This is a genomic window from Ramlibacter aurantiacus, assembly GCF_016722895.1.
GTDB lineage: Bacteria > Pseudomonadota > Gammaproteobacteria > Burkholderiales > Burkholderiaceae_C > Ramlibacter > Ramlibacter aurantiacus.
The window spans coordinates 207,893-230,367 of record NZ_JAEQNA010000008.1 but is presented as its reverse complement, the minus strand read 5'-3'; the positions used below and the strand labels follow the sequence as shown (position 1 = coordinate 230,367).

The 22,475-nt window shown below is 66.5% G+C and carries 20 protein-coding genes and 3 pseudogenes; 13 read left to right on the top strand and 10 right to left on the bottom strand.

Going from position 1 to position 22,475, the window contains the following annotated elements:
• Positions 1-24 precede the first annotated feature (24 nt).
• The 4 genes from JI739_RS19835 to JI739_RS19820 are packed head-to-tail and all read right to left on the bottom strand — an operon-like array spanning position 25 to position 2,607.
• On the bottom strand, positions 25-504 hold the full coding sequence (locus JI739_RS19835) for a hypothetical protein (RefSeq protein WP_236589894.1): 480 nt from the start codon (positions 502-504) through the stop codon (positions 25-27).
• Positions 504-1,925 carry a recombinase family protein gene (locus tag JI739_RS19830; protein WP_201685660.1) on the bottom strand — a complete coding sequence of 474 codons (1,422 nt, stop codon included), beginning with the start codon at positions 1,923-1,925 and terminating at the stop codon, positions 504-506. The genes JI739_RS19835 and JI739_RS19830 overlap by 1 nt, the downstream gene beginning before the upstream one ends.
• Positions 1,922-2,386: a DUF2924 domain-containing protein gene (locus JI739_RS19825; RefSeq protein WP_236589893.1), complete on the bottom strand. Its 465-nt coding sequence runs from the start codon at positions 2,384-2,386 to the stop codon at positions 1,922-1,924. The genes JI739_RS19830 and JI739_RS19825 overlap by 4 nt, the downstream gene beginning before the upstream one ends.
• A complete protein-coding gene (locus JI739_RS19820; protein ID WP_201685659.1) occupies positions 2,383-2,607 on the bottom strand; it encodes a hypothetical protein in 225 nt (74 codons plus the stop codon). Before JI739_RS19820 ends, JI739_RS19825 begins: the two co-directional genes overlap by 4 nt.
• A gap of 212 nt (positions 2,608-2,819) precedes the next feature.
• Here JI739_RS19820 and JI739_RS19815 point away from each other — a divergent pair, with 212 nt between their 5' ends.
• Both JI739_RS19815 and JI739_RS19810 read left to right on the top strand, forming a co-directional pair.
• The gene (locus JI739_RS19815) at positions 2,820-4,055 is read left to right on the top strand and encodes a hypothetical protein (RefSeq protein ID WP_354003764.1); all 1,236 of its coding nucleotides are present in this window, start codon (positions 2,820-2,822) and stop codon (positions 4,053-4,055) included.
• Between the two features lie 534 nt (positions 4,056-4,589).
• Positions 4,590-4,925: pseudogene (locus JI739_RS19810) on the top strand (hypothetical protein); the annotation flags it as partial.
• Between the two features lie 114 nt (positions 4,926-5,039).
• Here JI739_RS19810 and JI739_RS19800 read toward each other — a convergent pair.
• Positions 5,040-6,461, bottom strand: a complete 1,422-nt coding sequence (locus JI739_RS19800; protein ID WP_201685658.1) for an alpha/beta hydrolase family protein — start codon at positions 6,459-6,461, stop codon at positions 5,040-5,042.
• Positions 6,462-6,705: 244 nt separating this feature from the next.
• Positions 6,706-7,791, bottom strand: a complete 1,086-nt coding sequence (locus tag JI739_RS19795; protein ID WP_201685657.1) for a helix-turn-helix transcriptional regulator — start codon at positions 7,789-7,791, stop codon at positions 6,706-6,708.
• An 89-nt stretch (positions 7,792-7,880) separates the two neighbouring features.
• On the opposite strand from JI739_RS19795, the pseudogene JI739_RS24605 reads away from it, so the two are divergent.
• Positions 7,881-8,399, top strand: a pseudogene (locus JI739_RS24605) (FAD-binding oxidoreductase); the annotation flags it as partial.
• On the opposite strand, the gene JI739_RS24600 reads toward JI739_RS24605, so the two are convergent.
• Positions 8,337-9,080: a GntR family transcriptional regulator gene (locus JI739_RS24600; RefSeq protein ID WP_236589914.1), complete on the bottom strand. Its 744-nt coding sequence runs from the start codon at positions 9,078-9,080 to the stop codon at positions 8,337-8,339. The pseudogene JI739_RS24605 and the gene JI739_RS24600 overlap by 63 nt on opposite strands.
• Positions 9,081-9,183: 103 nt before the next feature.
• Between JI739_RS24600 and JI739_RS19785 the strand changes: the two genes are divergently transcribed.
• The 4 genes and pseudogenes from JI739_RS19785 (at position 9,184) to JI739_RS19775 (ending at position 13,927) form a co-directional block, all read left to right on the top strand.
• Entirely contained in the window at positions 9,184-9,816 is a 633-nt protein-coding gene (locus JI739_RS19785) for an FMN-binding negative transcriptional regulator (RefSeq protein ID WP_201685656.1), read from the top strand.
• A pseudogene (locus tag JI739_RS24890) lies at positions 9,812-9,962 on the top strand (LysE family translocator); the annotation flags it as partial. The gene JI739_RS19785 and the pseudogene JI739_RS24890, both read left to right, overlap by 5 nt.
• 1,272 nt (positions 9,963-11,234) lie before the next feature.
• Positions 11,235-12,659: a site-specific DNA-methyltransferase gene (locus JI739_RS19780; protein WP_201685711.1), complete on the top strand. Its 1,425-nt coding sequence runs from the start codon at positions 11,235-11,237 to the stop codon at positions 12,657-12,659.
• Positions 12,656-13,927: a site-specific DNA-methyltransferase gene (locus JI739_RS19775; RefSeq protein WP_201685655.1), complete on the top strand. Its 1,272-nt coding sequence runs from the start codon at positions 12,656-12,658 to the stop codon at positions 13,925-13,927. The genes JI739_RS19780 and JI739_RS19775 overlap by 4 nt, the downstream gene beginning before the upstream one ends.
• Here JI739_RS19775 and JI739_RS19770 read toward each other — a convergent pair.
• The 3 genes from JI739_RS19770 to JI739_RS19760 all read right to left on the bottom strand — a co-directional run bounded on the left by JI739_RS19770 (position 13,891) and on the right by JI739_RS19760 (position 15,290).
• Positions 13,891-14,259 (bottom strand): hypothetical protein, encoded by a 369-nt coding sequence (locus JI739_RS19770; protein ID WP_201685654.1) that lies wholly within the window; start codon positions 14,257-14,259, stop codon positions 13,891-13,893. The two genes, JI739_RS19775 and JI739_RS19770, sit on opposite strands and share 37 nt — an antisense overlap.
• Before the next feature lie 100 nt (positions 14,260-14,359).
• Entirely contained in the window at positions 14,360-14,929 is a 570-nt protein-coding gene (locus JI739_RS19765) for a DUF3489 domain-containing protein (RefSeq protein WP_201685653.1), read from the bottom strand.
• 94 nt (positions 14,930-15,023) lie between these two features.
• A complete protein-coding gene (locus tag JI739_RS19760; protein ID WP_201685652.1) occupies positions 15,024-15,290 on the bottom strand; it encodes a hypothetical protein in 267 nt (88 codons plus the stop codon).
• A 157-nt stretch (positions 15,291-15,447) separates the two neighbouring features.
• On the opposite strand from JI739_RS19760, the gene JI739_RS24595 reads away from it, so the two are divergent.
• Genes JI739_RS24595 through JI739_RS19735 form a run of 6 tightly spaced genes read left to right on the top strand, consistent with a single transcriptional unit; the run spans position 15,448 to position 22,459 of the window.
• Positions 15,448-15,972, top strand: a complete 525-nt coding sequence (locus JI739_RS24595) for an elements of external origin (RefSeq protein ID WP_236589892.1) — start codon at positions 15,448-15,450, stop codon at positions 15,970-15,972.
• Entirely contained in the window at positions 15,972-19,058 is a 3,087-nt protein-coding gene (locus tag JI739_RS19755) for a terminase gpA endonuclease subunit (RefSeq protein WP_236589891.1), read from the top strand. The genes JI739_RS24595 and JI739_RS19755 overlap by 1 nt, the downstream gene beginning before the upstream one ends.
• Before the next feature lie 16 nt (positions 19,059-19,074).
• On the top strand, positions 19,075-19,281 hold the full coding sequence (locus JI739_RS19750; RefSeq protein WP_201685651.1) for a phage head-tail joining protein: 207 nt from the start codon (positions 19,075-19,077) through the stop codon (positions 19,279-19,281).
• The gene (locus JI739_RS19745; protein ID WP_201685650.1) at positions 19,281-20,777 is read left to right on the top strand and encodes a phage portal protein; all 1,497 of its coding nucleotides are present in this window, start codon (positions 19,281-19,283) and stop codon (positions 20,775-20,777) included. The genes JI739_RS19750 and JI739_RS19745 overlap by 1 nt, the downstream gene beginning before the upstream one ends.
• 8 nt (positions 20,778-20,785) lie before the next feature.
• Positions 20,786-22,069, top strand: a complete 1,284-nt coding sequence (locus JI739_RS19740; RefSeq protein WP_201685649.1) for a S49 family peptidase — start codon at positions 20,786-20,788, stop codon at positions 22,067-22,069.
• Positions 22,070-22,081: 12 nt separating this feature from the next.
• Positions 22,082-22,459 carry a head decoration protein gene (locus tag JI739_RS19735; RefSeq protein WP_201685648.1) on the top strand — a complete coding sequence of 126 codons (378 nt, stop codon included), beginning with the start codon at positions 22,082-22,084 and terminating at the stop codon, positions 22,457-22,459.
• Positions 22,460-22,475 lie beyond the last annotated feature (16 nt).

Below are 22,475 nucleotides of genomic sequence, written 5' to 3'. Positions count from 1 at the left end.
GCGTCAGTCCTCGCATCACTGCGTCTACGCGCTGTCAAAGTCGAACAGCTTTCGCTGCTCGTTCCAGTCCAGCGGCACTTCCTTCTGCCTTCCCCGCACTGCGTGCAGATTCAGGTGCCGCGGCTGCCGCCCGTCGAGGATGGCTCGGACGATGTCCGGCGCCAGCAGCGTCATGCGCAGGACCTCCGACACCCACCCGGCTTCCAACTTGAAGAGACGCGCGAGTTCGGTGGCATTGGCGACCTCACCGCTCTCGATCAGCCGCTCCCAGTAGAAAGCCTTGCCCAGCGTGCGAATCAGCGGGAGATCCATTGACGTCGTACCCCTCAAACCGGTGTCGCCTTCGGGAGGCACGATCATCTTGGTTCGGTGCCGCCGCTTGATGGACAGCGGCACGAAGGTCACGGATCGGCCGCCGCTCTCGAACTGACGTGACTTGCCCGATGGCGCGATGACCACACTGTGCGCCGCTGCCTTTTCGCCCTGGGTCTTCGGATCGCCCATCACACCATCTCCTCGTCGCGGCCAGCCAACTCGGCCTCGCGCTGCTCCGCCACGAAGGGCTGTCGTTCCAGTTCCCGGCGGAAGCGTTGCCAGCTGTCATCGCGCCAGATGATGTCCAGCCCGTCCTCGTGCAGCTGCACCCGCTCAACCAGCAGTCGCATGATCCGGTGCTGCTCGATGGGGAACAGATTTTCCCAGACCTGGCTCATTTGCCGCATCGCGACGAGCACCGTGGGCTCGTCCAGGTCCTGCTTGTCGCGCAGCGCCATGCCCGCCTGCCAGACGCCGACGATCATCTCCGGCTCCTGCAGCGCCTTGTGCACCTGCGCGAGGACGGCGGCTTCGATCTCCAGTGCAGGCAGCGGTCCGATGCTGGGTCGGTTCGCGTCCCGGGTGGCGCCGGCAGTCTGCCGCTTCTCCAGATACGGCACGTAGTACCGGTAGCGTTTGCCGTTCTTCTTCTGCGTGAACGTCGGCAGCATCCGCTGGCCGTCCGGTGCGTACAGCAGCCCGGTGAGCAGCGCTGGTTCCTTCTTGTACTGCGTGCGGGGACCGCGCTTGCGCTCGTCGACCACGGCCTGCACCGCTGCCCAAAGCTCCTGGCTGACGATCGCCTCGTGCTGGCCAGGGAAGGTCTGCCCCTTGTGCGTCATCTCGCCCAAGTACAGGCGGTTGCGCAGCATCGTGAACAGGCACTGCTGGTCGAGAACCTTGCCCTCGTGCCTGCGCCCGTTCTGCGCCACCCAAACCTTGGTCGTTTGGCCCTCGATCTGCAGCTCCCGCACCAACTGCGCGGCCGAGCCGGTTTCGGCGTAGCGCGCGAAGATGTCCCGCACCAGTGCCGCCTCGTGCTCATTGACGACCAGCTTCCGATCACGCACGTCGTACCCGAGAGGAGGCGTGCCGCCCATCCACATCCCCTTGGCCTTGCTGGCGGCGATCTTGTCGCGGATCCGCTCGCCGGTCACCTCGCGCTCGAACTGCGCAAACGACAGCAGGATGTTAAGCGTCAGGCGCCCCATGCTGGTGGTCGTGTTGAACTGCTGCGTGACCGAGACGAATGTGACGCCTTGCCGGTCGAAGAGGTCGATGATCTTGGCGAAGTCTGCCAATGACCGGGACAGCCGGTCGATCTTGTAGACCACCACCACGTCGACGCGGCCGTCCTCGACGTCGGTCAGCAGGCGTTTGAGCGACGGACGATTAATGTTGCCGCCCGAGAATCCGCCGTCGTCGTAGCCGTCGCCGATGGCGAGCCAGCCCTCATGCCGTTGGCTGCTGATGAAGGCAAGGGCGGAATCGCGCTGCGCCTCCAGGCTGTTGTACTCTTGGTCCAGGCCTTCGTCGGTGGACTTGCGGGTGTAGATTGCGCAGCGCTTTTTTGGCGTGAGCGCCGGGGCGCGTGGGGTTCCCGCCTTCATGCACGGACCGCCTTTCTCTCGCGGCTGCTGGGTTTCAGCCCGAAGAACACCGGGCCGGAGTACACCGAGCCGGTGATCGCGCGTGCCACCGCGGACAGGCTCTTGTAGGGTCGGCCGCCCAGCTCGAAACGACCGCCCTCCAGCACCTGCACCCGGTACGTGATGCCGTTGTACTCGCGCACCAGCGTGGTCCCGGGCACGAGCCCGACGTCGGCGCGGCGCTTGTAATTCGGCACCTCGCCGGTCTTCCCAATCATCTCCAGCTTTCGGCGCACGTGGGCCGGCAGACCGCCGAAGGCGCGCTCCTGCAGCTTGTAGGCGATGCGGCTTTCCAGGTAGGTGCGATGGTGATGGCCGGGGCGCTGGTCGAACAGTTCGTCCCAAAGCGCCCACAGGCGCGGCATCGGCAGGTGCGTGAGCTGCGCCATCTGCGCGGCCACCGTGGCGTGTTGCGTCGTCAAATTCGAACTCCTTGTGTGTAGACGGGGTTCGCATTCAGGCGCTGGTCGCCAGGAAAGCCAAGGCTAACTTCGCTGTCGGTGGCGGCGATGTCCGGCTCGTTCCTGGCGCGCATGCGCAGGATGGCCGCGGCGAGTAATTCGGCGATCTCCCGGTGCGGGTGCCGGGGCAACACGTCGGCCGCCGGTCGGCGGGCGGCAGAGGGGCATTCGATATCTGTCATTGGGTGGCGTTCCTGGTGCAAAACGCCGTCGATGCTAGGAGCCGACCTCGGTCGGAGTAACTCGTTTTGGCGGCGATGTGCGGTGCACCGCGTCGCAAACGGGGCTGGCGCGGAGGTGGTGGAGCCAACGGTAGAGCTGTCGTAGAATACTGGACAAACAACCAGTATCGAACCACATCAAAGACGCGCACGCCGACGAAGGAGGACCCACCGTGCTGAAGCCGCTTTCCTATCCCGACATCCTGCTCGGCCTCCCGGTGGACGAGACCCTCACGACCTTTTTGGCGCGCGCCGGGCTTGCGCTGCCGGAGGGCTTTGCCTGGAGCGACGACACCGACTGCACGAAGCGGCTGATTGCGGCGATCCAGTCCTGCCCGGATCAAGGCGTGCGCGACCGCATTGCCGCCGGCCTGCACACCAGCGCACGGCTGTCAGGGCCCTCCGGGAAGCAGGCGCTTTTCCAGGCGGCGCGCGCCGACAGCGCAGTGCTGCTGGCGTTAATCCAGTGCCGTAGCGACATGCACCGCGCCTTCTGGCTGTTCATGCACCACCCGCTGCTGTTTGAGCAGGCCGGCGACATCGAGTACGCCGACCAGCACATCCCACAGGCGCAGCAGCACGATCTGGGCGTGCAGCTACCTGTACGACGCGATGCGGAATCGCTGGCCAGTTTCTGCGCTGCGATAAAGGCCTTCTACCTGCAGGAGATGGGTTGCGGCGAGGTCTGCATTGCGCACCTGATGGACCGCGCGAGCGGCACCCAGCTCCTGAGCGTGCACGCGAAGGACCTGGCCATGCAACGGGTGGAGTTCGATGGCATTGAGCTGCAGCGGCGCGTCGGCAGTCCCACCATCCACATGGTCCTTGAGTACTCGGAGGTCACCGGCGTCGTGCGGACCGTCATCAAGGGCGGCGCCAAGTACCAGCAGATGTTGGTAGACGCCTTCGCGATCCACCTGCTTGGTGTCGACCAGGTGCAGGCTGAGCGGATCAAGCAGCCGACGCTGAACCTGAGCGGGCTGCGTGTCGGATTTCAGGTGCCGCAGGCGCTGGACGATGGTTTCTTGACCCTTCAGGTGAAGAGCCTCACGATGCTGGCGCCGGACCGCAGCTTCAAGGTGGAGCTCACCGCGATGGCGTCCGCCGACCACGCCTGCGTCACCGAGCTCGCGGCCGATCACTTCCCTTCGGACAACCCATTGCAACGGGGCTGGGAGATCCAGGCGGCCCGCATCAACCTGTACTACCCGCCCGAGGCGGGGCGCAGCCGCGGCAAGGTCATTGCGGTGGAGGTCACGCGGCGTGGCCGCCTGAACTTGCACAAGTACGACGAAAAGCTGCGCGCGCAGCTTGAGGGCTATCTGATCTCCCTGGGCATCATGCAGCCGCAGCAGCGCCTGTCACCACAGGTGGTGCCGGCGGAACTGGTGGGCGCCACCGTCGAATGAAGTTGTCGCGCAATGCGGCGGCATGGGAGCTTGTTTGCCAACGCTGGCAAACCGGCCACCACTGGTTCGACGACGCGACCGAGCCTGCACAGCGATCGGCGCAGGAGCACCTGGTCAAACTCAAGGCGATCAAGCCGGTGGCGGTGAACCAGCAGTTTGCCCTGTGCGGCCACTGCGGCCTGCACACGGCGCAGATCTTCCGAGACAAGGCGGCGCTGCGAATGCAATGCCCGGACTGCGGGCCCGTCGCCGTCGTGGCGCGCGATCTGAAGGCGTGGGCGGTCGATGAGGAATGGCTGATCAGGAAGCTCCGCTCCGCTCTGAATGTGCCGGCCCACCAGGACGTCGCGCGGATCACCACCGGCGTCTGGCGAATCGGTCTGCAAAAGCGGCAACCGGTGTTTCTGGCGAGGCGACTGGATCTGCTGCTGCAGCAAGCCTCGGTGCTGGCGCGTGGCTGGGGTGAGGCGACACTATCGCTGAGCACGCCGAAGCTGCTTCGCCGCGGCGATCAGGATCCCTTCGCCGGCGCCGCCCGTCGGCGGCACCTCGCTGCTGCAGGCGCGTACCGTCAACGAAGTCGTCAAGGCGCAGACCAACAAGGTGCGGCTCGCGCGCCTGAAGGGCGAGCTGGTCGACCGCCCACAGGCGATCGCGCATGTCTTCAAGCTGGCGCGCACGGAGCGTGACGCCTGGCTGAACTGGCCGGCCCGGGTCTCGGCGCAGATGGCCGCAACGCTCGGATGCGACGCGCACGCTATGCATGTGGCCTTGGAGGCCGCGGTGCGGGAGCATCTGCAGGAACCGCCGTGCGGTGCTCCTGGAAGGCCAGCTCGGGATGGGCGTGGATGTCGCGGCGCAGCTGGATGAACTCGCGGATGCGGCCGGTGAGGGAGGTGGCGAGGTAGGGGGCTTGCGTGTGTTCCATGGCTGCAGCTCACGATGGGAGACGCGCCATCGTGACACGCGCCGCCCCCTAGTTCGTCATCGAGTGGCGGGTGGCGCGTTGTCCGGGCGGCTGTAGGTCACCGGGCGGAACTCGACGAAGCGCGGCTGCGAGCCCGGGATGAGCGAGCTTGCCAGCGCGTTCATGTCGGCCGGGCGGGTGCTGGGCCACTTGCCGGTCTCGATACGCTGCAGCAGCGTCTCCATGGCCGCCGCACTTTCAGCCGCGCTGAAGGTGCAATGGCCCGGCGCCTGCACCAGGGTGCGCGCGTACAGCTGGGGATGGGTCTGCTGCGCGCGCATCTTCTGCTCGTAGCTGTCGATGATCTGCGGCGGCACGATGTTGTCGCCGGTGGTGTGGAAGCGCAGCACCGGCACCTGGGGCGTACCGTGCACGGTGCGGCCGGGCTCGGACCAGAACGCGATGGCCGCGGGGTCAGCCTGCACGCGGGAGGACGTGTTCAGAACGGCGAGGTCGTCCGCCACATCTGCCTGGGCGCGCCGGTAAAGTTCGCGCACCGAGCGCGTGTACGCGTTTTCGCCTTGCAGGAACAGCTTGGCGTAGTCCACCCCGGTGTTCCACGACAGCTGCCGCGGCGACGCGGGCGGCACGCCGCCCGCGTGCTCGGACATGAAGCGCGACTGTCCGCCCGGTTGCCCGGCATTCAGCATGGCCGTGTCGAACATGGCCTGCTGCAAGGCCTCCAGGTCCTGCAGCGAGGGTGGCGCATACGCCGGGCTGCTCCACGCCGGCCATTGACCGATGGTGGCGGCCAGGGCGATGCGCGCGCGTCCGATGGGGGTGGCCTGGGCGGCGGTGAGGGCGGCACGCCACTGCACGGCCAGTGCGGGCACGGCCGTCAGGTCGGTGAAGTGCGTGATCTGCAGCTCGGGCGCAATCAGCTTCTGCAGCACGAACCAGCCGTCGAGCATCTGGTTCATCAGCGGCACCTGCTCGTGCGCGCAGCCCGCCACGACACCGTCGATGCGATGCGCCTGCGTCTCGCTCATGCCCAGCGCGACGAAGCCGCCGCCCGAATGGCCGTACTGCACGATGCGGCTCGGATTGCCATAGGTCCCGCTGAAGATGTCCGCCACCTGCAGCAGGTTGCGGATCTCCTGCGCGGGGTCGTACTGGAACGATCGCAGGGGGTGCCGGTTGGTGCCCGAGACCGCATAACCCCGGTTCAGCCAGTAGCAGGTCCGCGCGGAGGCGCGGGCCCCGAAGTAGTCGAGGTCGTTGATCAGCAGGCCGTTCCAGTTCGCCGGAAACCGCATGCCATACGGCGTGCCATCGGCCAGCGTGCCTTGCTGCTCGGAGAAGTTGGTGGGACAGGTGGTCGACTGGGCCAGTGCGCCCTGGCTGGCGCCGAGCAGCAGGCCTGCGGCGGCGCCGATGAGGGTGCGCCGCAGGACGTGATTCCTGCGTGGCGAACGAAGAGGGTTCTTGAGCTTGGGCATCGGATCTCCATGAAGTGATTCCCCGCGCGCACGCGGGTCGATTTCGTTGCCTCTGGGCGCACATTGAAAAGCGAAAAGCGGCGCTTGTCCCCTCCAGAAGCCCAGCCAGTCTAGGGACGCACCACGCCAGGTTTAGCAGGTGCTTTCCCGCGAAGAATCTTGATTGAAGCGGGGCTTGCGCCAGGAACTTAAGCACCTAATTAAATGGCGGCTGACCCGTTTGGACGCATCGGCGGAACACATTTCACATAGCTTGTGGCGCTGATCGTGGATCTGTGGCGGCGCATGAATTCCTTCCTCTCCGCCTAAGAGTCAAGCGGCGGCCCGCCGCTTCTGTAACGTGAGCTACATGAACCAGCCCGCTCACGAACAGCAGCCTGGCGATCTCCTCGTTGGTACAGCCGGCCGCCACCAGGCGCGCCACCTCGGCCTCGCGCGCAGTGAGGCCGTAAGCACCGGCGAGGATCTGCGCGATCTCGTGCGGACGGCTGGGCTGCAAGATGATCGAGATGCTGGAACACGCGGCAAGGTCCGCTTCCGCATGCGCCGTGAGCCAGTGGCCTGAGCGGGAGCGGATGCGCGTGGCCGCATGACCTTCGCGAGCGGCGCACATGGCCAGCGAATAGAGGGCGTAGGGCAGCGGCCCGGTCGAGCTGTCGTCGATCTGTTCCAGCCACTGCCGCGCCGTGGAGCTGGCGTGACGCACCTCCCATTCCCCCGCGGCTTCGATCGAGGTGGAGGGCTCCAGCAGGATCAGGCCTGGAGCGCCAGGCTCAGCGCGCGCTTGCATTTCGGCCAGGAGCAGCAACCGGCGCAGCGTCCGCGTGAGCGGCTCGTTGATCGCAGCCAGCAGCTCGACCTCGGGCGGGCTGAAGTCCTCGCGGTCGGGCGCGCGCAGCAGCACCATGGCCGCCCAGGCGCCGTGCTGGTCGCGAAAGACGGCCCGCAGTTCGTGGCGCAAGCCTTCCGGCTCGATCACCTCGCGAAAGCGCGCGCTGGCCTCCACCTGTCCGCGCGTGGCGGCAGCCAGCGTATTCACGTGCGCCTTGCTGCGGGCCAGGTCGGCCAGGGCGTTCACGTCGGGCTGGCCGCCGTACTCCAGTCGCAGCACGCGCTCGCCGCCAGCGGCGCTGAACCCGTTCTCGTGCACGCCGCCGGTGGGCAGCGAGGTGGCCGGATCCAGCGTCATCGCGCACCAGCGGTCCACCGGCACGTATTTTTCGAGTGCCTCATGCACGCCCACGAACAGGCTGGCGGGGGTGGTGACGTGCCGGCACACGTCGAGCACACCGCGCATCGCGCGGTCGATGGCAAGGTGCTTGTTGGCCATGGCGGACATTCTGCCGAAGGGGGCGCCCGCACAGAATCCCCGAGGCCAGGGATGGCGGGGCCGCCACCGCGCGTCGACCATCCCGGCGCATGACCACGACAACAGCTCTCAACCCCTCCATCGGCCCGGTCCCGGGATTGCTCGGCCAGGTGCTGCGCCCTGGCGATCATGGCTACGACCAGGCCCGATCGGTCTGGAACGGCGCCATCGACCGACGACCCGGGTTCATCGTTCGCTGCGCAACCTCAGCCGAGATCGCCTCGGCCGTTCGCTTCGCCGCCGCCAATGGACTGCTGCTCGCCGTCAAGGGCGGCGGCCACAGCATCCCCGGCTGGTCCGTCTGCGAAGGCGGACTGATGATCGACCTGTCGCCGATGAAGTCGGTGGCCGTCGATCCGGCGCGGCGGCTCGCAACCGTCGAGCCCGGCGTGCTGCTGCGTGAGTACGACGCTGCCACGCAGGCGCATGGCCTGGCATCTCCCGGGGGCGAGATCTCGCACACCGGCGTGGCCGGCCTCACGCTTGGCGGCGGCATCGGCTGGCTGTCACGCAAGTACGGGCTGGCCTGCGACAACCTCATCGACGCCGAGGTCGTGCTGGCCGACGGCAGCATCTGCGTGGCGAACGAGCACCAGAACACCGAGCTGTTCTGGGCGCTGCGCGGCGGGGGAGGCAACTTCGGCGTGGTGACCAGGTTCACCTTCCGCCTGCATCAGGTCCCGCCGATGTACGCCGGCTTCGTGATGTACCCAGCCTCCCAGGCACCCCAGGTGCTCGCGCATTACGAGCGGCTCACGCGCGAGGCGCCCGAGGAACTCTCGCTGGTCGTGGCGCTCGTGAACGCACCTCCCGCGCCCTTCGTGCCGCCGCAGCTGCAACTGCAGCCGGTGGTGGCGATGGCCGGCATCTGGGTCGGACCCACCGCGCAGGGCGAGCGTGCACTCGAGGCTGTACGCTGCTTCGGCAATCCCGCGGTCCGCCGACAGCCGCCGGGAGTTCAGCGCGGGAGCTCCCTCGGCCGTGCTGCGCTCGGGTCGCGCAGACGCCATGCTGCGTGGGCGAACGCCCTCGGCAACTCGGCTTGCCGCGCCGGCGCGGGTCTCAATGAAGCCGTCCGCCGCCAGCTGGTCGTAGACCGCGCTCACAGTCGTGCGCGACAGTCCCCGTTCGGCCGCCAGGGCCCGGGTCGATGGCAAGGCCGTACCGGCCGCATGCGTGCCATCGAGCACCCGCGCCCGGATTTCCTCGTACAGCGCGCGGCCCCGGCCGCGCCGGGCGTCATCGCTCATGGTGAAAGGCGGGAAACTGGCACATCGAAAACGACGAAAACTGGCTATTTCCATCATGCCACGGGTTCTCGATACTAAGAACTACCCGGAGCCAGCCCCCAACATGTACCGACCCGCAGACTTTGTCGAGGAGCGTGCCGCTCATCTCCACCGCATCGTGCAAGAGCACCCCTTGGGGGCGATCGTCACGCTCACCGACCAAGGCCTCGACGCGAACCACATCCCATTCATGTTAGACCCCGCCCGGGGCGCGCATGGGGTGCTGCAGGGCCACGTCGCGCGTGCCAACCCGATGTGGACCAATGTGCGCGATGGCGCCGAGGTCATGGTGATCTTCCGCGGACCGCAGGGCTGCATTTCACCGAACTGGTACCCGAGCAAGCACGAGACGCATCGGCATGTGCCGACGTGGAACTATGAGGTGGTCCACGTCCACGGAAGGCTGAGGATCATCGACGACGAGAAGTTCGTCCGCGGCGTCGTGGCACGCCTGACGCGGCGGCACGAATCGGCGCAGCCGCGGCCGTGGAAGATGGGGGACGCGCCCGCTGACTACCTGGACGCCATGCTGAAGATGATCGTCGGCATCGAAGTCGACATCACACGTCTGGAAGGCAAGAGGAAGCTGGGCCAGAACCGCGAGCCGCGCGACTTGGACGGTGCGGTGGACGCACTGCAGGAGCGGGGCGATACAGCCCTGTCTGTTGCGATGGCCGCGACTCGGAACCAGGATTGAGGCGGACGCGATTGTTCTCGCCGTCACGCCGGGTCACGGCATCGCCTACGTCGTCGCCCGCACGATCGCGGGCGGCCGAACCGAAGGCCGCCTTGGCATCGTGTTTCGGCACCGCCGTCGGGGGAATGCTACATGTCCTGGCCGCGGTGTCCTTCAGCGAAACCTTTAGCGCGAGGCCATGATGTGATTCCCCGCTGATGGGGTGCGGGCCGAGTGTATCGGCCAGTGAACGCCGCCAGTCTGGAGCCACGTTATTCCTCCCACAACTTCTGTGGCATCGGGAACTTGTCACCGTGACAGGTAAGGCCCTTCAGAGGCCGCTGCAGGCGCTCGCAGACGGTCGGGTGAGGGTGGCCTTGACGTGGGCTCTTCACGCGCTCCTCGGGCCTCTGGAGGGTGTGGGCTGTGCCCTCGTCGGCATGCGGGGAGACTGCCGGCAGGTTCAGGTCGGGATACTTGATCGCCTCTACGGCTTCCTGAATCTCATGCAGCGTCCAGCGATCGAAGGCAACGGACCCGATACTCCCCTTGATCTTGTGCCCCGTATCTGCGCGAAGTTCTTATTGCTGCAAGGAATCCCGGAATCTGAAAGACGGCTTTACCCTTAAGCACCCTACCATCACCGCGCGTTCCAGCGTCCGTGTAACGGCCACCGAGACTTTCGAAGACGAACACCTCGATTTCCTGGCGCAGTCTGACGCAGCCGACTTTTCACAACGTTAAGTTGCTACACGTGCGCGCGTGCGCACATAAAGAGGAGTAACGTTATTTCACGTCCGATGCGTCAGACCGCGTCGGCGGAGAGGCGGCGACAGGGGCTGTGCCGCGGCATCTTCACCTGGCGGCGGGCTGGAACGGCGAGCACGCCGGCACGGCGTACTGACGGATTCGACGGATTACGTCGTAAGTCTCTTACGCGCGCGTGACGCGCGCACACCTCATGGGAGGATTCGACATGACCCGTCGAATCCGTCAGTACCCGTCGATGACGTGGCGGCACGCTCGCGGCGAGTGATTCGGCGGATTTGTGCGCGATTGGTCGGCGCAGTCGCTGTTGGTGCGCGAGAGAGCGGAGCAGACGCACTCCGCGGCGTGCAACAAATCGGGGTGTTCTGCCGTAATATTCCGGCACGGTCAGGACAGCGGTGAGCGCAGTGGGCGCCGACCCCCACAGGAAAAAGGGGTCCTTCCTCCGCATTTCGCAATGCGGGGGGGACGAGCGCAGCATTCGCCTAGCGTCCGACTGCAAACCGAGGTTTGCGGGGTTTGCAGGTTTGCAGCCATGTCCTTTCTAGCCCCGCCAGCGATCGCATTGCTGGCCCGACGCCTCCCCTCGCGGAGGCGTTTCTACTTCCGATCTTCGCGGCACGACACAGGTTGCATCCTGTGCGGGCTGCGCCTTGTTTGAGGACTCGATTCTGAACATGCTGAACGTCGAGTACCGCCAGATCGACGCGCTGATCCCCTACGCCCGAAATCCGCGGACGCACACCGACGCGCAGGTGGCCAAGATTGCCGCCAGCATCGTCGAGTACGGCTGGACGAATCCGGTGCTGGTGGACGGCGACAACGGCGTCATCGCTGGCCACGGGCGGCTCGCCGCTGCGCGCAAGCTGGGTGTCGCAGAGGTGCCGGTGATCGAACTCGCGCACCTGTCGCCGTCGCAAAAGCGCGCCTACGTCATCTCCGACAACCGCCTGGCGCTGGATGCCGGGTGGGACGATGAACTGCTGGCGCTCGAGCTGGCGGAGCTACACGGAGCCGGATACGACCTCACGCTGACCGGCTTCGAGGACGCCGAGATCGAAGCCCTGGTGATTGGACAGATGTCGGGCGAGGGCGACAGCACCGAGCAGGACCAGGAACAGGAACAGAACGATGAGTCCGATGCCGCAGACGACGTGCCGGACGTACCGCCTGCGCCGGTGTCTTGCGTGGGCGACGTCTGGGCGCTCGGCCCCCACCGGTTGATCTGCGGCGACGCCAACGATCCGAGCGTGGTCGCGACGCTGATGCAAGGCGAAAAGGCCGCCCTGTGTTTCACCTCGCCGCCTTACGGCAACCAGCGCGATTACACCAGCGGCGGCGTCGCCGATTGGGATGGCCTGATGCGCGGCGTGTTCGCGCGTGTGCCGATGGCAGAGGATGGCCAGGTGCTGGTCAACCTAGGGTTGATTCACCGCAACAACGAAGTGGTTCCGTATTGGGACGGCTGGCTGTCGTGGATGCGCACGCAGGGCTGGCGGCGTTTTGCCTGGTACGTCTGGGACCAGGGGCCGGGCATGCCCGGCGACTGGGCGGGTCGTTTTGCACCCAGCTTCGAGTTCGTCTTTCACTTCAATCGCGCCAGCCGCAAACCGAACAAGATCGTGCCGTGCAAGCACGCCGGCCAGGAATCGCATCTGCGCGCCGATGGCTCGTCGACGGCGATGCGCAGCAAGGACGGTGAAGTGGGCGGCTGGACGCATGCCGGCCAGCCAACGCAGGACCACCGGATCCCCGACTCGGTCATCCGCGTGATGCGACACAAGGGAAAGATCGGCCAGGGCATCGACCACCCTGCAGTGTTCCCGGTGGCGCTGCCGGAACTCATCCTGGAGGCGTACTCGAATCCCGGCGACATCGTGTTTGAACCCTTCGGTGGATCAGGAACCTCCATGCTCGCCGCGCAGCGCACGGGTCGCCACTGCCGGTCCGTGGAGATCGCGCCCGAGTATGTCGACGTCGCCATCAAGCGCTTCCAGCAGAACTTTCCCGGTGTGCCGGTCACGCTGCTTTCAAACGGCAAGAGCTTCGATGCGGTCGCCTCCGAGCGACTGGCCGCAGCGGAGGTTGCGCAATGAGTGCCTCCTGGCTCGCCGACAAGATCGAGCAGTGGCCCACGGCAAAACTGCTGCCGTACGCAAGAAACGCTCGTACCCACTCAAGTGATCAGGTGGCGCAGATCGCCGCCTCGATCGCGGAGTTCGGTTTCACCAACCCAATTCTGGCGGGCAGCGACGGCATCATCGTCGCTGGCCATGGTCGGCTCGCTGCCGCCCAAAAGCTCGGCATGGAGAAAGTGCCCGTGGTGGTGCTGGACCACCTGAGCCCGACGCAGCGGCGCGCTCTGGTGATCGCCGACAACCGCATCGCGGAGAACGCAGGCTGGGACGAGGCCATGCTGCGCATCGAGCTTGCGTCCCTCCAGGACGACGACTTCGATCTCTCGCTCACCGGCTTCGACGCCGACGCGCTGGCAGAACTGATGGCGGGCGATGAAGCCGACGCCGAAGGCCAGTCCGACGACGACGCCGTGCCCGAGGTGACCGAGACACCGATCTCCCGCCCCGGTGATGTATGGGTGCTAGGGAGTCATCGCCTGCTGTGTGGTGACGCCACCATAGCCCAGAGCTATGAGCAGCTGCTGCAGGGTGAATCGGCCGACATGGTGTTCAGCGATCCGCCGTACAACGTGAACTACGCCAACAGCGCCAAGGACAAGATGCGCGGCAAGGACCGTGCGATCCTGAACGATAACCTGGGCGATGGCTTCTATGACTTTTTGCTGGCAGCGCTGACCCCGACGATCGCATCCTGTCGCGGCGGGATCTACGTGGCGATGTCCTCCAGCGAGTTAGATGTTCTGCAAGCTGCCTTTCGCGCCGCCGGCGGCCACTGGTCGACGTTCATCGTCTGGGCGAAGAACACCTTCACGCTGGGACGCGCCGACTACCAGCGCCAGTACGAGCCGATCCTATACGGGTGGCCCGAAGGTGCGACGCGCCACTGGTGTGGCGATCGGGACCAGAGCGACGTCTGGCAAATCAAGAAGCCGCACAAGAACGATCTGCACCCGACGATGAAGCCTGTGGAACTGGTAGAGCGCGCCATCCGCAATTCGACCCGCCCGGGCAACGTGGTCATGGACCCGTTCGGCGGTTCGGGCACCACGCTGATCGCCGCCGAAAAGTCGGGAAGGCTCGCGCGCCTGATGGAGCTCGACCCTAAGTACGTCGATGTGATCGTGCGCCGTTGGCAGGACTGGACCGGCAAGCAGGCCATCCGGGAATCGGACGGCGTGGCCTTCGACGATCAGTCGCAGAGCGATTCTTCCGCGATCACGCAGTGAATCACAAAGCCCGTCAGATAGGGCAGGCCGCGGGGGATGCCGTAGTCCCGGGTCGTCAGGCGTCCGATTTTCCAGGCCATCCATCGCTGGGTGGTGGCGTTGATCGCGTCGGCGAGACCGGCGCCGGCGTCCTGCTGATTGAGGACGTCGTTCGCGAAGTGGCGACCGTAGCGGCTGTCCAGGAAAATCCGCACCGACTCAAGGGGCTGGCCCGTGGCATCCGAGACGGCGGCCATCGCCACGGGCCATGCTGCGCTGGCCTGCTCGTTCATCGTGCCCCAGAAACCCCAGCCTTCGTTCTGGGTGGCGGGGATGGGTTTTATGGTGGTCATCTCGGGCTCCCTGGAGGTTGATCGTTGCGACATCGGTAGTGACGCGCTGTTCGATGGAGAAGCCAAGCGGTGTTGGCTTCTTTCTCGATCATTTTTCGGATTAGGCGATCCGGTAGACACGCTCTTCGCCTTTGGCCTTCTCCGACACGATGGTCAGCCCGAGTTTTTTCTTGAAGGCGCCGGCAAAGGTGCCGCGCACCGTGTGCGTCTGCCATCCAGTGAGTTGGACGATCTGGGCAATCGTTGCGCCCTCGGGCCTCTTGAGCATTTCGATGATGCTGGCTTGCTTGCTGTTCTCGCGGGTGCGCGGCTTCGCCTGCACCTGGTCGGGCGCCTTGTCCTTCGCCCACTCGGCTTCGGCTGCCGTAACAGCGGCTTCGATCTCGGGGTCTGCCGGAAGGGGCACAGGCGCAGGCGCAGGCGCGGGAGCGGGAGCGGGAGCGGGAGCGGGAGCGGGACGGGCGCGCCCCATCGCGTCGTAGCCTTCGGCGGCCACCAACCAGCCCGAGCCGGATGCGGTGATCAGGACGCGGTTGACCAAGCCTTCGAGCACCTTCTTGCGGGCGCCGCCCTTGATGTTGTCGGGGAACCATTCGATCTTGCCCTCCGTGTGTTCGAGGGCGTAGGCCAGGATCGCGTGCTGGGCCGGGGTCAGTTGGGTGGTGCTCATTTGCTGTCCTTTCGGGTGGTTGATCGGGTGACGTGATGAACGCGCTGTTCGGCGATGGAGCCAAGCGCTTTCTGCTTGGCTTCGCGGCTTCGCTTCAGCGCTTGCGCAACGCGGCGATTCCGGCCTGCGCGAGATCCAGGGCGGCGGCGTGGAAGGCGGCTTCCGCCACCCAGGGCGCGGCGCGCGCGTCGTCCAGCAGTTGCCCCATCACAGCGCGGCTCTTGGCGCGCATCGCGGCGCAGGCTGCTTCGAGCTCGTCGCGGCTGGCCGCGGTCACCTCCTGACGGCAGGTGCGCACCAGCACCGTCAGCGCCGCTTCCGCCAGCTTGGTGGCCAGCATGTCGGGGGACGTGGTGTTCATCGTTGGTCCTTTCGGTTGTTGATCGAGTGACGTGATGAACGCGCTGTTCTCCAGGCGAGCCAAGCGTTTTTGCTTGATTCCCGCCGGCCCCCATCAGGTGTGGCCTACGGCGGACTCCAACCCCTGCCGGGTACCGAAAAAATGATTGAAACCACCCATGGGAATCTCGATCCGCGCCTACGCACGTCACCGCGGGGTCACCGACACCGCCGTGCACAAGGCGATTCGCGCAGGTCGGATCACGCCCGAGGCGGACGGCTCCATCGACCCGGACCGGGCCGACGTCGAATGGGCACGTAACACCGACACACCGCGGGCGGGCACCCGTAAGCAAGCGGTCAAGGTCGCGGTGCCGGAGGCTGGCGCAGACGCGCCGACGCCGCCCAGTGGCGGCACTTCGCTGCTACAGGCCCGCACGGTCAACGAAGTCGTCAAGGCCCAGACCAACAAGGTGCGGCTGGCGCGCCTGAAGGGGGAGCTGGTCGACCGGCCGCAGGCGATCGCCCATGTTTTCAAGCTGGCGCGCACCGAGCGCGATGCCTGGTTGAACTGGCCGGCGCGGATCTCCGCGCAGCTGGCCGCCACGCTCGGCTGCGACGCGCACGCCATGCACGTGGCCCTGGAGGCCGCAGTGCGGGAGCACCTACAGGAGTTGGGCGAGCTGCGCCCGCGAGTGGATTGATGCCGGAGGCGAACATCATCGAACACTACGAAGGCGCGGCCGAGATCGAGCGCGCCTGGCGCGAAGGGCTGACGCCGGATCCGCTGCTCACAGTGTCCGAATGGTCGGACCGGCACCGCATGCTTTCCAGCAAGGCGTCTGCCGAGCCGGGCCGCTGGCGCACCAGCCGCACGCCTTACCTGAAGGCGATCATGGATTGCCTGTCGCCCACCTCGCCGGTCGAGCGGGTGGTGTTCATGAAAGCGGCGCAGCTGGGCGCCCCGTTGGCTTTGTCGACGCCGATACCGACGCCACAGGGCTGGACGACCATGGGCGAAGTTGCCACGGGCGACTACGTGTTTGACCCAGACGGCTGGCCGGTGCAGGTGCTCGGTATGTCAGAGGTGCTGTACGACCGCGCCTGCTACGAGCTTGAGTTCGAAGATGGCGAACGCGTGGTGGCGGATGCGCAGCACCGCTGGCCGGTTCGGGAGTTCAGTCATGCCGGCCTGAAGGAGCGCGTGGTCACAACGGCTGAGATGCTGGGCCGGGAGCGCTTTGACAACGGCAAGCGCTGGCGCTACTCGATCGATGTCACCACGCCGATTGAGCTGCCGGACCGACACTTGCCGATCCACCCTTATCTGCTGGGACTGTGGCTGGGGGATGGATCCGCGTGGATGAACCACGTGAGCGTTCATGAAGACGACACCGAAATCGTGCAGCATCTGGCCGACTGCGGCGTTCAGGCGCTGTTTCGCCTCCCGACGTGGCGTAAAGGCCGGTGTGCCAACGTCGTCATCGATCCGACGTTCCGGGTGATCGACGACGATGGCGTTGCGGCGGCGGGCTGCGGCTCGTCCTGGTTCACCACCATGCTCCGGAAGCTGGACCTGCTTTGCAACAAGCACGTGCCGGCGGCGTACATGCGGGCAGGGCGCGCACAGCGTCTCGATCTGGTGCGCGGGTTGATGGACAGCGACGGCAGCATCACCCCGGACGGATCGCGCTGCGAATTTGGGAACAGCGACAAACGGCTGGTGGATGCGATGGTCGAGTTGCTGCGCAGCCTCGGCTATAAGCCGGCGGTGTACCAGAGCCCGCCCAAGCGCACGCGCATCAATGGCAGGGACTCAACCAGTGGTGAGGCGTGGCGGGTGTCCTGGACCGCGTACCGGGAAGAGCCGATGTTCCGGCTGGGGCGCAAGGTCGATCGCATGACATCGATCGCCCACGGACGGCCGTGGAAGAGTCGCAGGCGCGCCATCGTCGCGATTCGCCCGGTCGACTCGGTGCCGGTGCGCTGTATCGCAGTGGATTCGCCCAAGCACCTGTTTCTGTGTGGAAAGGGATGGATCCCGACCCACAACACCGAAATGGGATCGAACTGGATCGGTTATGTGATCCACCACGCTCCGGGACCGATGATGGCGGTCTGGCCAACGGTGGACATGGCCAAGCGCAACTCCAAGCAGCGCATCGACCCGCTGATCGAGGAGTCCGCGGCCCTCACCGAGCTGATCGCCCCGGCGCGCTCACGTGACTCGGGCAACACCATTCTGGCCAAGGAATTCCGCGGCGGGGTGCTGGTCATGACCGGCGCCAACAGCGCGGTGGGCCTGCGCTCGATGCCGGTGCGTTACCTGTTCCTGGACGAGGTCGACGGCTACCCACTGGATGTGGAGGGCGAAGGCGACGCCATCTCGCTGGCCGAGGCGCGCACGCGCACCTTCGCGCGCCGAAAGATTTTCATTGTCTCGACGCCAACGATCTCGGGGGCGAGCGCCATTGAGCGAGAGTACGAGTCATCGGACCAGCGCCGCTACTTCGTACCCTGTCCGCACTGCGACCACCGGCAGTGGCTGCGCTTCGAGCAGCTGCGCTGGGCCAAGGGGGCGCCCGATACCGCGGCCTACATCTGTGAATCCTGCGAGGTGCCGATTGCCGAGCACCACAAGACCTGGATGCTGGAGCAGGGCGAGTGGCGGGCCATGGCGCCAGATACAGCCGGCAAAGGCACGACGAGGACGGCGGGCTTTCACCTGTCGTCCCTGTACAGCCCGGTCGGCTGGCGCAGCTGGCGTGACACGGCCGCGGCGTGGGAAAGCGCGGTGAACAAGGAGTCCGGATCCGCGGCTGCGATCAAGACCTTCAAGAACACCGAATTGGGTGAGACCTGGGTCGAGGAGGGGGAAGCGCCGGATTGGCAGCGGCTGGTCGAACGCCGGGAGGACTACCGGATCGGCACCGTTCCCAGCGGCGGCCTGCTCCTGGTGGGCGGCGCCGACGTGCAGAAGGATCGCCTCGAGGCGTCAGTCTGGGCCTTCGGCCGCGGCAAGGAATCGTGGCTGGTGGAACACCGGGTGCTGATGGGCGACACCGCGCGCGACGCAGTCTGGAAGCGCCTGGCTGAGATGCTGGCCGAGACCTGGACCCACGAGTGCGGAGCGGCGCTGCCACTGGCCCGTTTCGCCCTGGACACTGGCTTCGCCACCCAGGAGGCTTACAGCTTCGTGCGTGCCTGCCGCGATCCGCGTGTGATGCCGGTCAAGGGCGCGGCGCGTGGTGCGGCGCTGATCGGCACTCCCACTGCCGTGGATGTCACGCAAGGCGGCAAGAAGCTGCGCCGGGGCATCAAAGTGTTCTCGGTCGCAGTCGGCATCGCCAAGCTGGAGTTCTACAACAACCTACGCAAGGCAGCCGACGTCGCCGAGGACGGCATCACGACCACGTATCCGGCCGGATTCGTTCACCTGCCCAGGATCGATGCGGAGTACATCCAGCAGCTGTGCGCCGAGCAGCTGATCACCCGCCGTGACCGCAATGGCTTTGCCATCCGCGAGTGGCAAAAGATGCGCGAGCGCAATGAGGCGCTGGACTGCTACGTCTACGCCCGCGCTGCCGCTTCGGCTGCAGGCCTGGATCGTTTCGAGGAGCGCCACTGGCGCGAGCTGGAACGACAACTCGGCCTCGATCGACAGCCACAGCCCCCACCACCGATTCAGGCGCTCGAACCAGGCAAGGCCACCGACCCCGGTGGCCTTGCTGCTTCTGGGACCCGCACGCCCGGACGGCGCGTGATCAAGAGCCCCTGGCTTACCCGATGAAAGAACAGGACACGAGATGCCCTACACCACCGCGCAGCTCGATGCGCTCAAGCGCGCACTGGCCACTGGCGAGCGGCGCGTGAGCTTTGGGGACAAGACGGTGGAGTACCGCTCCGTCGACGAGCTGCAGTCTGCCATCCGAACGGTCGAAGCCGAACTCGCCCGCCAGACGGGCGCGATTCCTAAGCGCCAGATCCGGCTGACAACCTCCAAAGGGTTCTAATGTCCTGGACCTCCAAACTGCGCAGCCTGTTTGGGCAGCCTCTGGTCCATGAGGCGGCTGGCCGCGGTCGCCGCTCGCTCGCCTGGACGCCCGGCAATCCCGGCGCGGTGGCCGCGCTGCTGGCGACCAACACGGAGCTGCGCAGCAAGAGCCGGGACCTGGTGCGACGCAACGCGTGGGCACAGGCCGGCATCGAAGCCTTCGTCGCCAACGCGGTGGGCACCGGCATCAAACCGCAAAGCCTGTCCAGCGACGAACGCTTCAAGACTGAGGTCCAGGCGCTGTGGCGCGACTGGACGGAAGAAGCCGATGCAGCCGGCCAGACCGACTTCTATGGCCTGCAGGCGCTCGCCTGCCGGGCGATGCTCGAAGGCGGTGAGTGCCTGATCCGGCTGCGGCCGCGCCGGCCGGAGGATGGCCTGGTGGTCCCATTGCAGTTGCAGGTGCTCGAGCCCGAGCACCTGCCGATGCACCTGAACACCGATCTGGAGTCCGGCAATGCCGTGCGCTCCGGCATAGAGTTTGACGCGCTCGGCCGCCGTGTGGCCTACCACCTGTACCGGTCGCACCCAGACGATGGTCGCCTGGCGCCGATGTCCGGCCAGGGTGGTTTGGAGACGGTGCGGGTCGACGCCCGGGAGATCATTCACCTCTACCGGGTGCTGCGTCCCGGCCAGATCCGCGGCGAGCCCTGGCTGTCCCGAGCGCTGGTCAAGCTCAACGAGTTGGACCAATACGACGACGCCGAACTGGTGCGCAAGAAAACCGCCGCCATGTTCGCCGGCTTCGTCACCCGCCAGAACCCGGAGGACAACCTGATGGGGGAGGGCGCGGCCGACGCCACTGGCGCAGCGCTCGCGGGCCTGGAGCCCGGGACTATGCAGATCCTGGAGCCGGGCGAAGACATCAAGTTCTCCGACCCGGCCGACGTGGGCGGCTCCTACGCCGAATTCCTGCGCACGCAGTTCCGGGCCGTGGCCGCGGCGCTCGGCATCACCTACGAGCAACTCACGGGCGATCTGACGGGCGTGAACTACTCGTCGATCCGCGCCGGCCTCCTGGAGTTCCGGCGCCGCTGCGAAGTGATCCAGCACTCGGTGCTGGTCCATCAGCTGTGCCGGCCGGTCTGGGCCGCCTGGATGAAGCAGGCGGTGCTCGCCGGCGCGATCGAGGCGCCCGGGTTCGCGCGTGGCAGTGCCGCGCGCCGCCGGCAGTACCTCCAGGTGAAGTGGATTCCCCAGGGCTGGCAGTGGGTCGATCCGCAAAAGGAGTTCAAGGCCATGCTGACGGCGATCCGCGCCGGCGTGATGAGTCGCTCGGAAGCGATTTCCGCCAACGGCTACGACGCCGAGGACGTCGACCGCGAGATCGCCGCCGACAACGCCCGCGCCGATGCGTTGGGCCTGATTTTTGACTCCGATCCGCGCCGCACCTCCAGATCCGGCGACAGCTCCGAACCAACTGCAAATCCCGGCGAGCTCGATTCGACCGCCTGAAAGAAACCATGACCCTGTTGCCGCACGTGGCGGCGCGCCTGTTCGGTGCGCCGCTTCTGATCCATCGCCCAAAACTCGATGTCATCCTGTCCGTGCTGGGGCCGCGGGTGGGCGTCACAGATATGGCCGCGCCAGGCGCTTTCGCGCCACCGCAACGGCCTTCCGCCAGCACCGCGAGCGCCAACGACAAGATCGCCGTCATCCCGATTCACGGGACGCTCGTGCGCCGGACCGTCGGCCTGGAAGCCGAATCGGGGCTGGCCAGCTATGCCGCAATCGCGAGCCAGCTGGACGCGGCGCTGGCCAACCCCAACGCTGCCGCGATCCTGCTGGACATCGACAGCCCGGGCGGGGAGTCCGGCGGCGTGTTCGACCTGGCCGATCGCATCCGATCGGCCGCTGGCCAGAAGCCGGTCTGGGCCGTGGCCAACGACATGGCGTTCTCGGCAGCGTATGCGCTGGCCTCCGGCGCCTCCCGCATGTTCGTCTCGCGCACCGGCGGCGTCGGCTCCATCGGCGTGATCGCGATGCACATCGACCAGTCGGCGAAGGATGCGCAGGACGGGGTCCGCTACACGGCGGTCTTTGCCGGCGATCGCAAGAACGACCTGAACCCGCACCAGCCGATCACCGGCGAAGCCCAGGCCTTCTTGCAGGCCGAGGTAGACCGGGTCTATGGCCTCTTCGTTGAGACCGTGGCCAGGCACCGCGGCCTGCGCGCCGATGCTGTGGTCGCGACCCAGGCCGGCCTCTACTTCGCCCAGGACGCTGTGTCCGCGGGTCTGGCCGACGCGGTGGGCAGCTTCGACGAAGCGCTGGCGCGGCTGCACGCATCCATTTCCTCGCGCCCGATCCTGCTTGCCAGTGGCTCGGGCACTTCACTCACGCTCCAGAAGGACCACCCCATGAATGCTCACGCCGAGGCCGGCGCACCGGCGCCGCTTGTTGCGGACGCAGCCCCCGGTCAGTTCCAACCGACGCCGGCCCATGCCAGCTCAACCACCACCGCTGCGGCAGAAACCTTCAGCGTCGCCGATGCGGTCGAAATCGCCCAGACCTGCGCACTCGCCGGCCGCTCCGATCTGGTCGCAGGCTTCCTGGAAGCCAAGATGCCGCCGGCAAAGGTGCGCAGTCACTTGCTCGCGGCCCAAGCCGACAGCTCGCCGGAGATCGTGAGCCGCATCGATCCGAACGCGCCGGCCAAGAGCTCTCTGGCTGCGGCCAACCCTGCCTCCCCCAACAACCCCCTGATCCAGGCCGTGAAGAGCCGCCTGGGCGCCTCCAACACCTAAGCGGAGCCTGTCATGCCCGTCATCAACGAAGCCCTGAACCTGGGCGACCTCCTCAAGTACGAGGCGCCCAACCTGTATTCGCGCGACCAGGTCACCATCGCTGCCGGCCAGACGCTGCCATTGGGTGCCGTGCTCGGCATGGTCACCGCCACCGGAAAGCTCAAGCAAATCGACCCGTCCGCCACCGACGGCAGCCAATACGCTGCCGGCGTGCTGATGCAGCCGGTCGAAGCCGATCTGGCAGACCGCACCGACGGTCTCATCATCGCGCGCCACGCGATCGTCGCCGACCACGCCCTGAGCTGGCCCGCTGGCATCGCGCAGGCCGAGCGGCTAACAGCCATCGCGCAGCTCAAGTCCCTGGGCATCCTGGTGCGCGTCGGCGCCTGACCCACCGATCACACGA

Coding starts and splice junctions, on each gene's coding strand:
- JI739_RS19835 (WP_236589894.1), bottom strand. CDS start 504: ATGGGCGATCCGAAGACCCAGGGCGAAAAGGCAGCGGCGCACAGTGTG.
- JI739_RS19830 (WP_201685660.1), bottom strand. CDS start 1,925: ATGAAGGCGGGAACCCCACGCGCCCCGGCGCTCACGCCAAAAAAGCGC.
- JI739_RS19820 (WP_201685659.1), bottom strand. CDS start 2,607: ATGACAGATATCGAATGCCCCTCTGCCGCCCGCCGACCGGCGGCCGAC.
- JI739_RS19800 (WP_201685658.1), bottom strand. CDS start 6,461: ATGCCCAAGCTCAAGAACCCTCTTCGTTCGCCACGCAGGAATCACGTC.
- JI739_RS19795 (WP_201685657.1), bottom strand. CDS start 7,791: ATGGCCAACAAGCACCTTGCCATCGACCGCGCGATGCGCGGTGTGCTC.
- JI739_RS24600 (WP_236589914.1), bottom strand. CDS start 9,080: ATGAGCGATGACGCCCGGCGCGGCCGGGGCCGCGCGCTGTACGAGGAA.
- JI739_RS19785 (WP_201685656.1), top strand. CDS start 9,184: ATGTACCGACCCGCAGACTTTGTCGAGGAGCGTGCCGCTCATCTCCAC.
- JI739_RS19775 (WP_201685655.1), top strand. CDS start 12,656: ATGAGTGCCTCCTGGCTCGCCGACAAGATCGAGCAGTGGCCCACGGCA.
- JI739_RS19770 (WP_201685654.1), bottom strand. CDS start 14,259: ATGACCACCATAAAACCCATCCCCGCCACCCAGAACGAAGGCTGGGGT.
- JI739_RS19765 (WP_201685653.1), bottom strand. CDS start 14,929: ATGAGCACCACCCAACTGACCCCGGCCCAGCACGCGATCCTGGCCTAC.
- JI739_RS19760 (WP_201685652.1), bottom strand. CDS start 15,290: ATGAACACCACGTCCCCCGACATGCTGGCCACCAAGCTGGCGGAAGCG.
- JI739_RS24595 (WP_236589892.1), top strand. CDS start 15,448: ATGGGAATCTCGATCCGCGCCTACGCACGTCACCGCGGGGTCACCGAC.
- JI739_RS19755 (WP_236589891.1), top strand. CDS start 15,972: ATGCCGGAGGCGAACATCATCGAACACTACGAAGGCGCGGCCGAGATC.
- JI739_RS19750 (WP_201685651.1), top strand. CDS start 19,075: ATGCCCTACACCACCGCGCAGCTCGATGCGCTCAAGCGCGCACTGGCC.
- JI739_RS19745 (WP_201685650.1), top strand. CDS start 19,281: ATGTCCTGGACCTCCAAACTGCGCAGCCTGTTTGGGCAGCCTCTGGTC.
- JI739_RS19740 (WP_201685649.1), top strand. CDS start 20,786: ATGACCCTGTTGCCGCACGTGGCGGCGCGCCTGTTCGGTGCGCCGCTT.
- JI739_RS19735 (WP_201685648.1), top strand. CDS start 22,082: ATGCCCGTCATCAACGAAGCCCTGAACCTGGGCGACCTCCTCAAGTAC.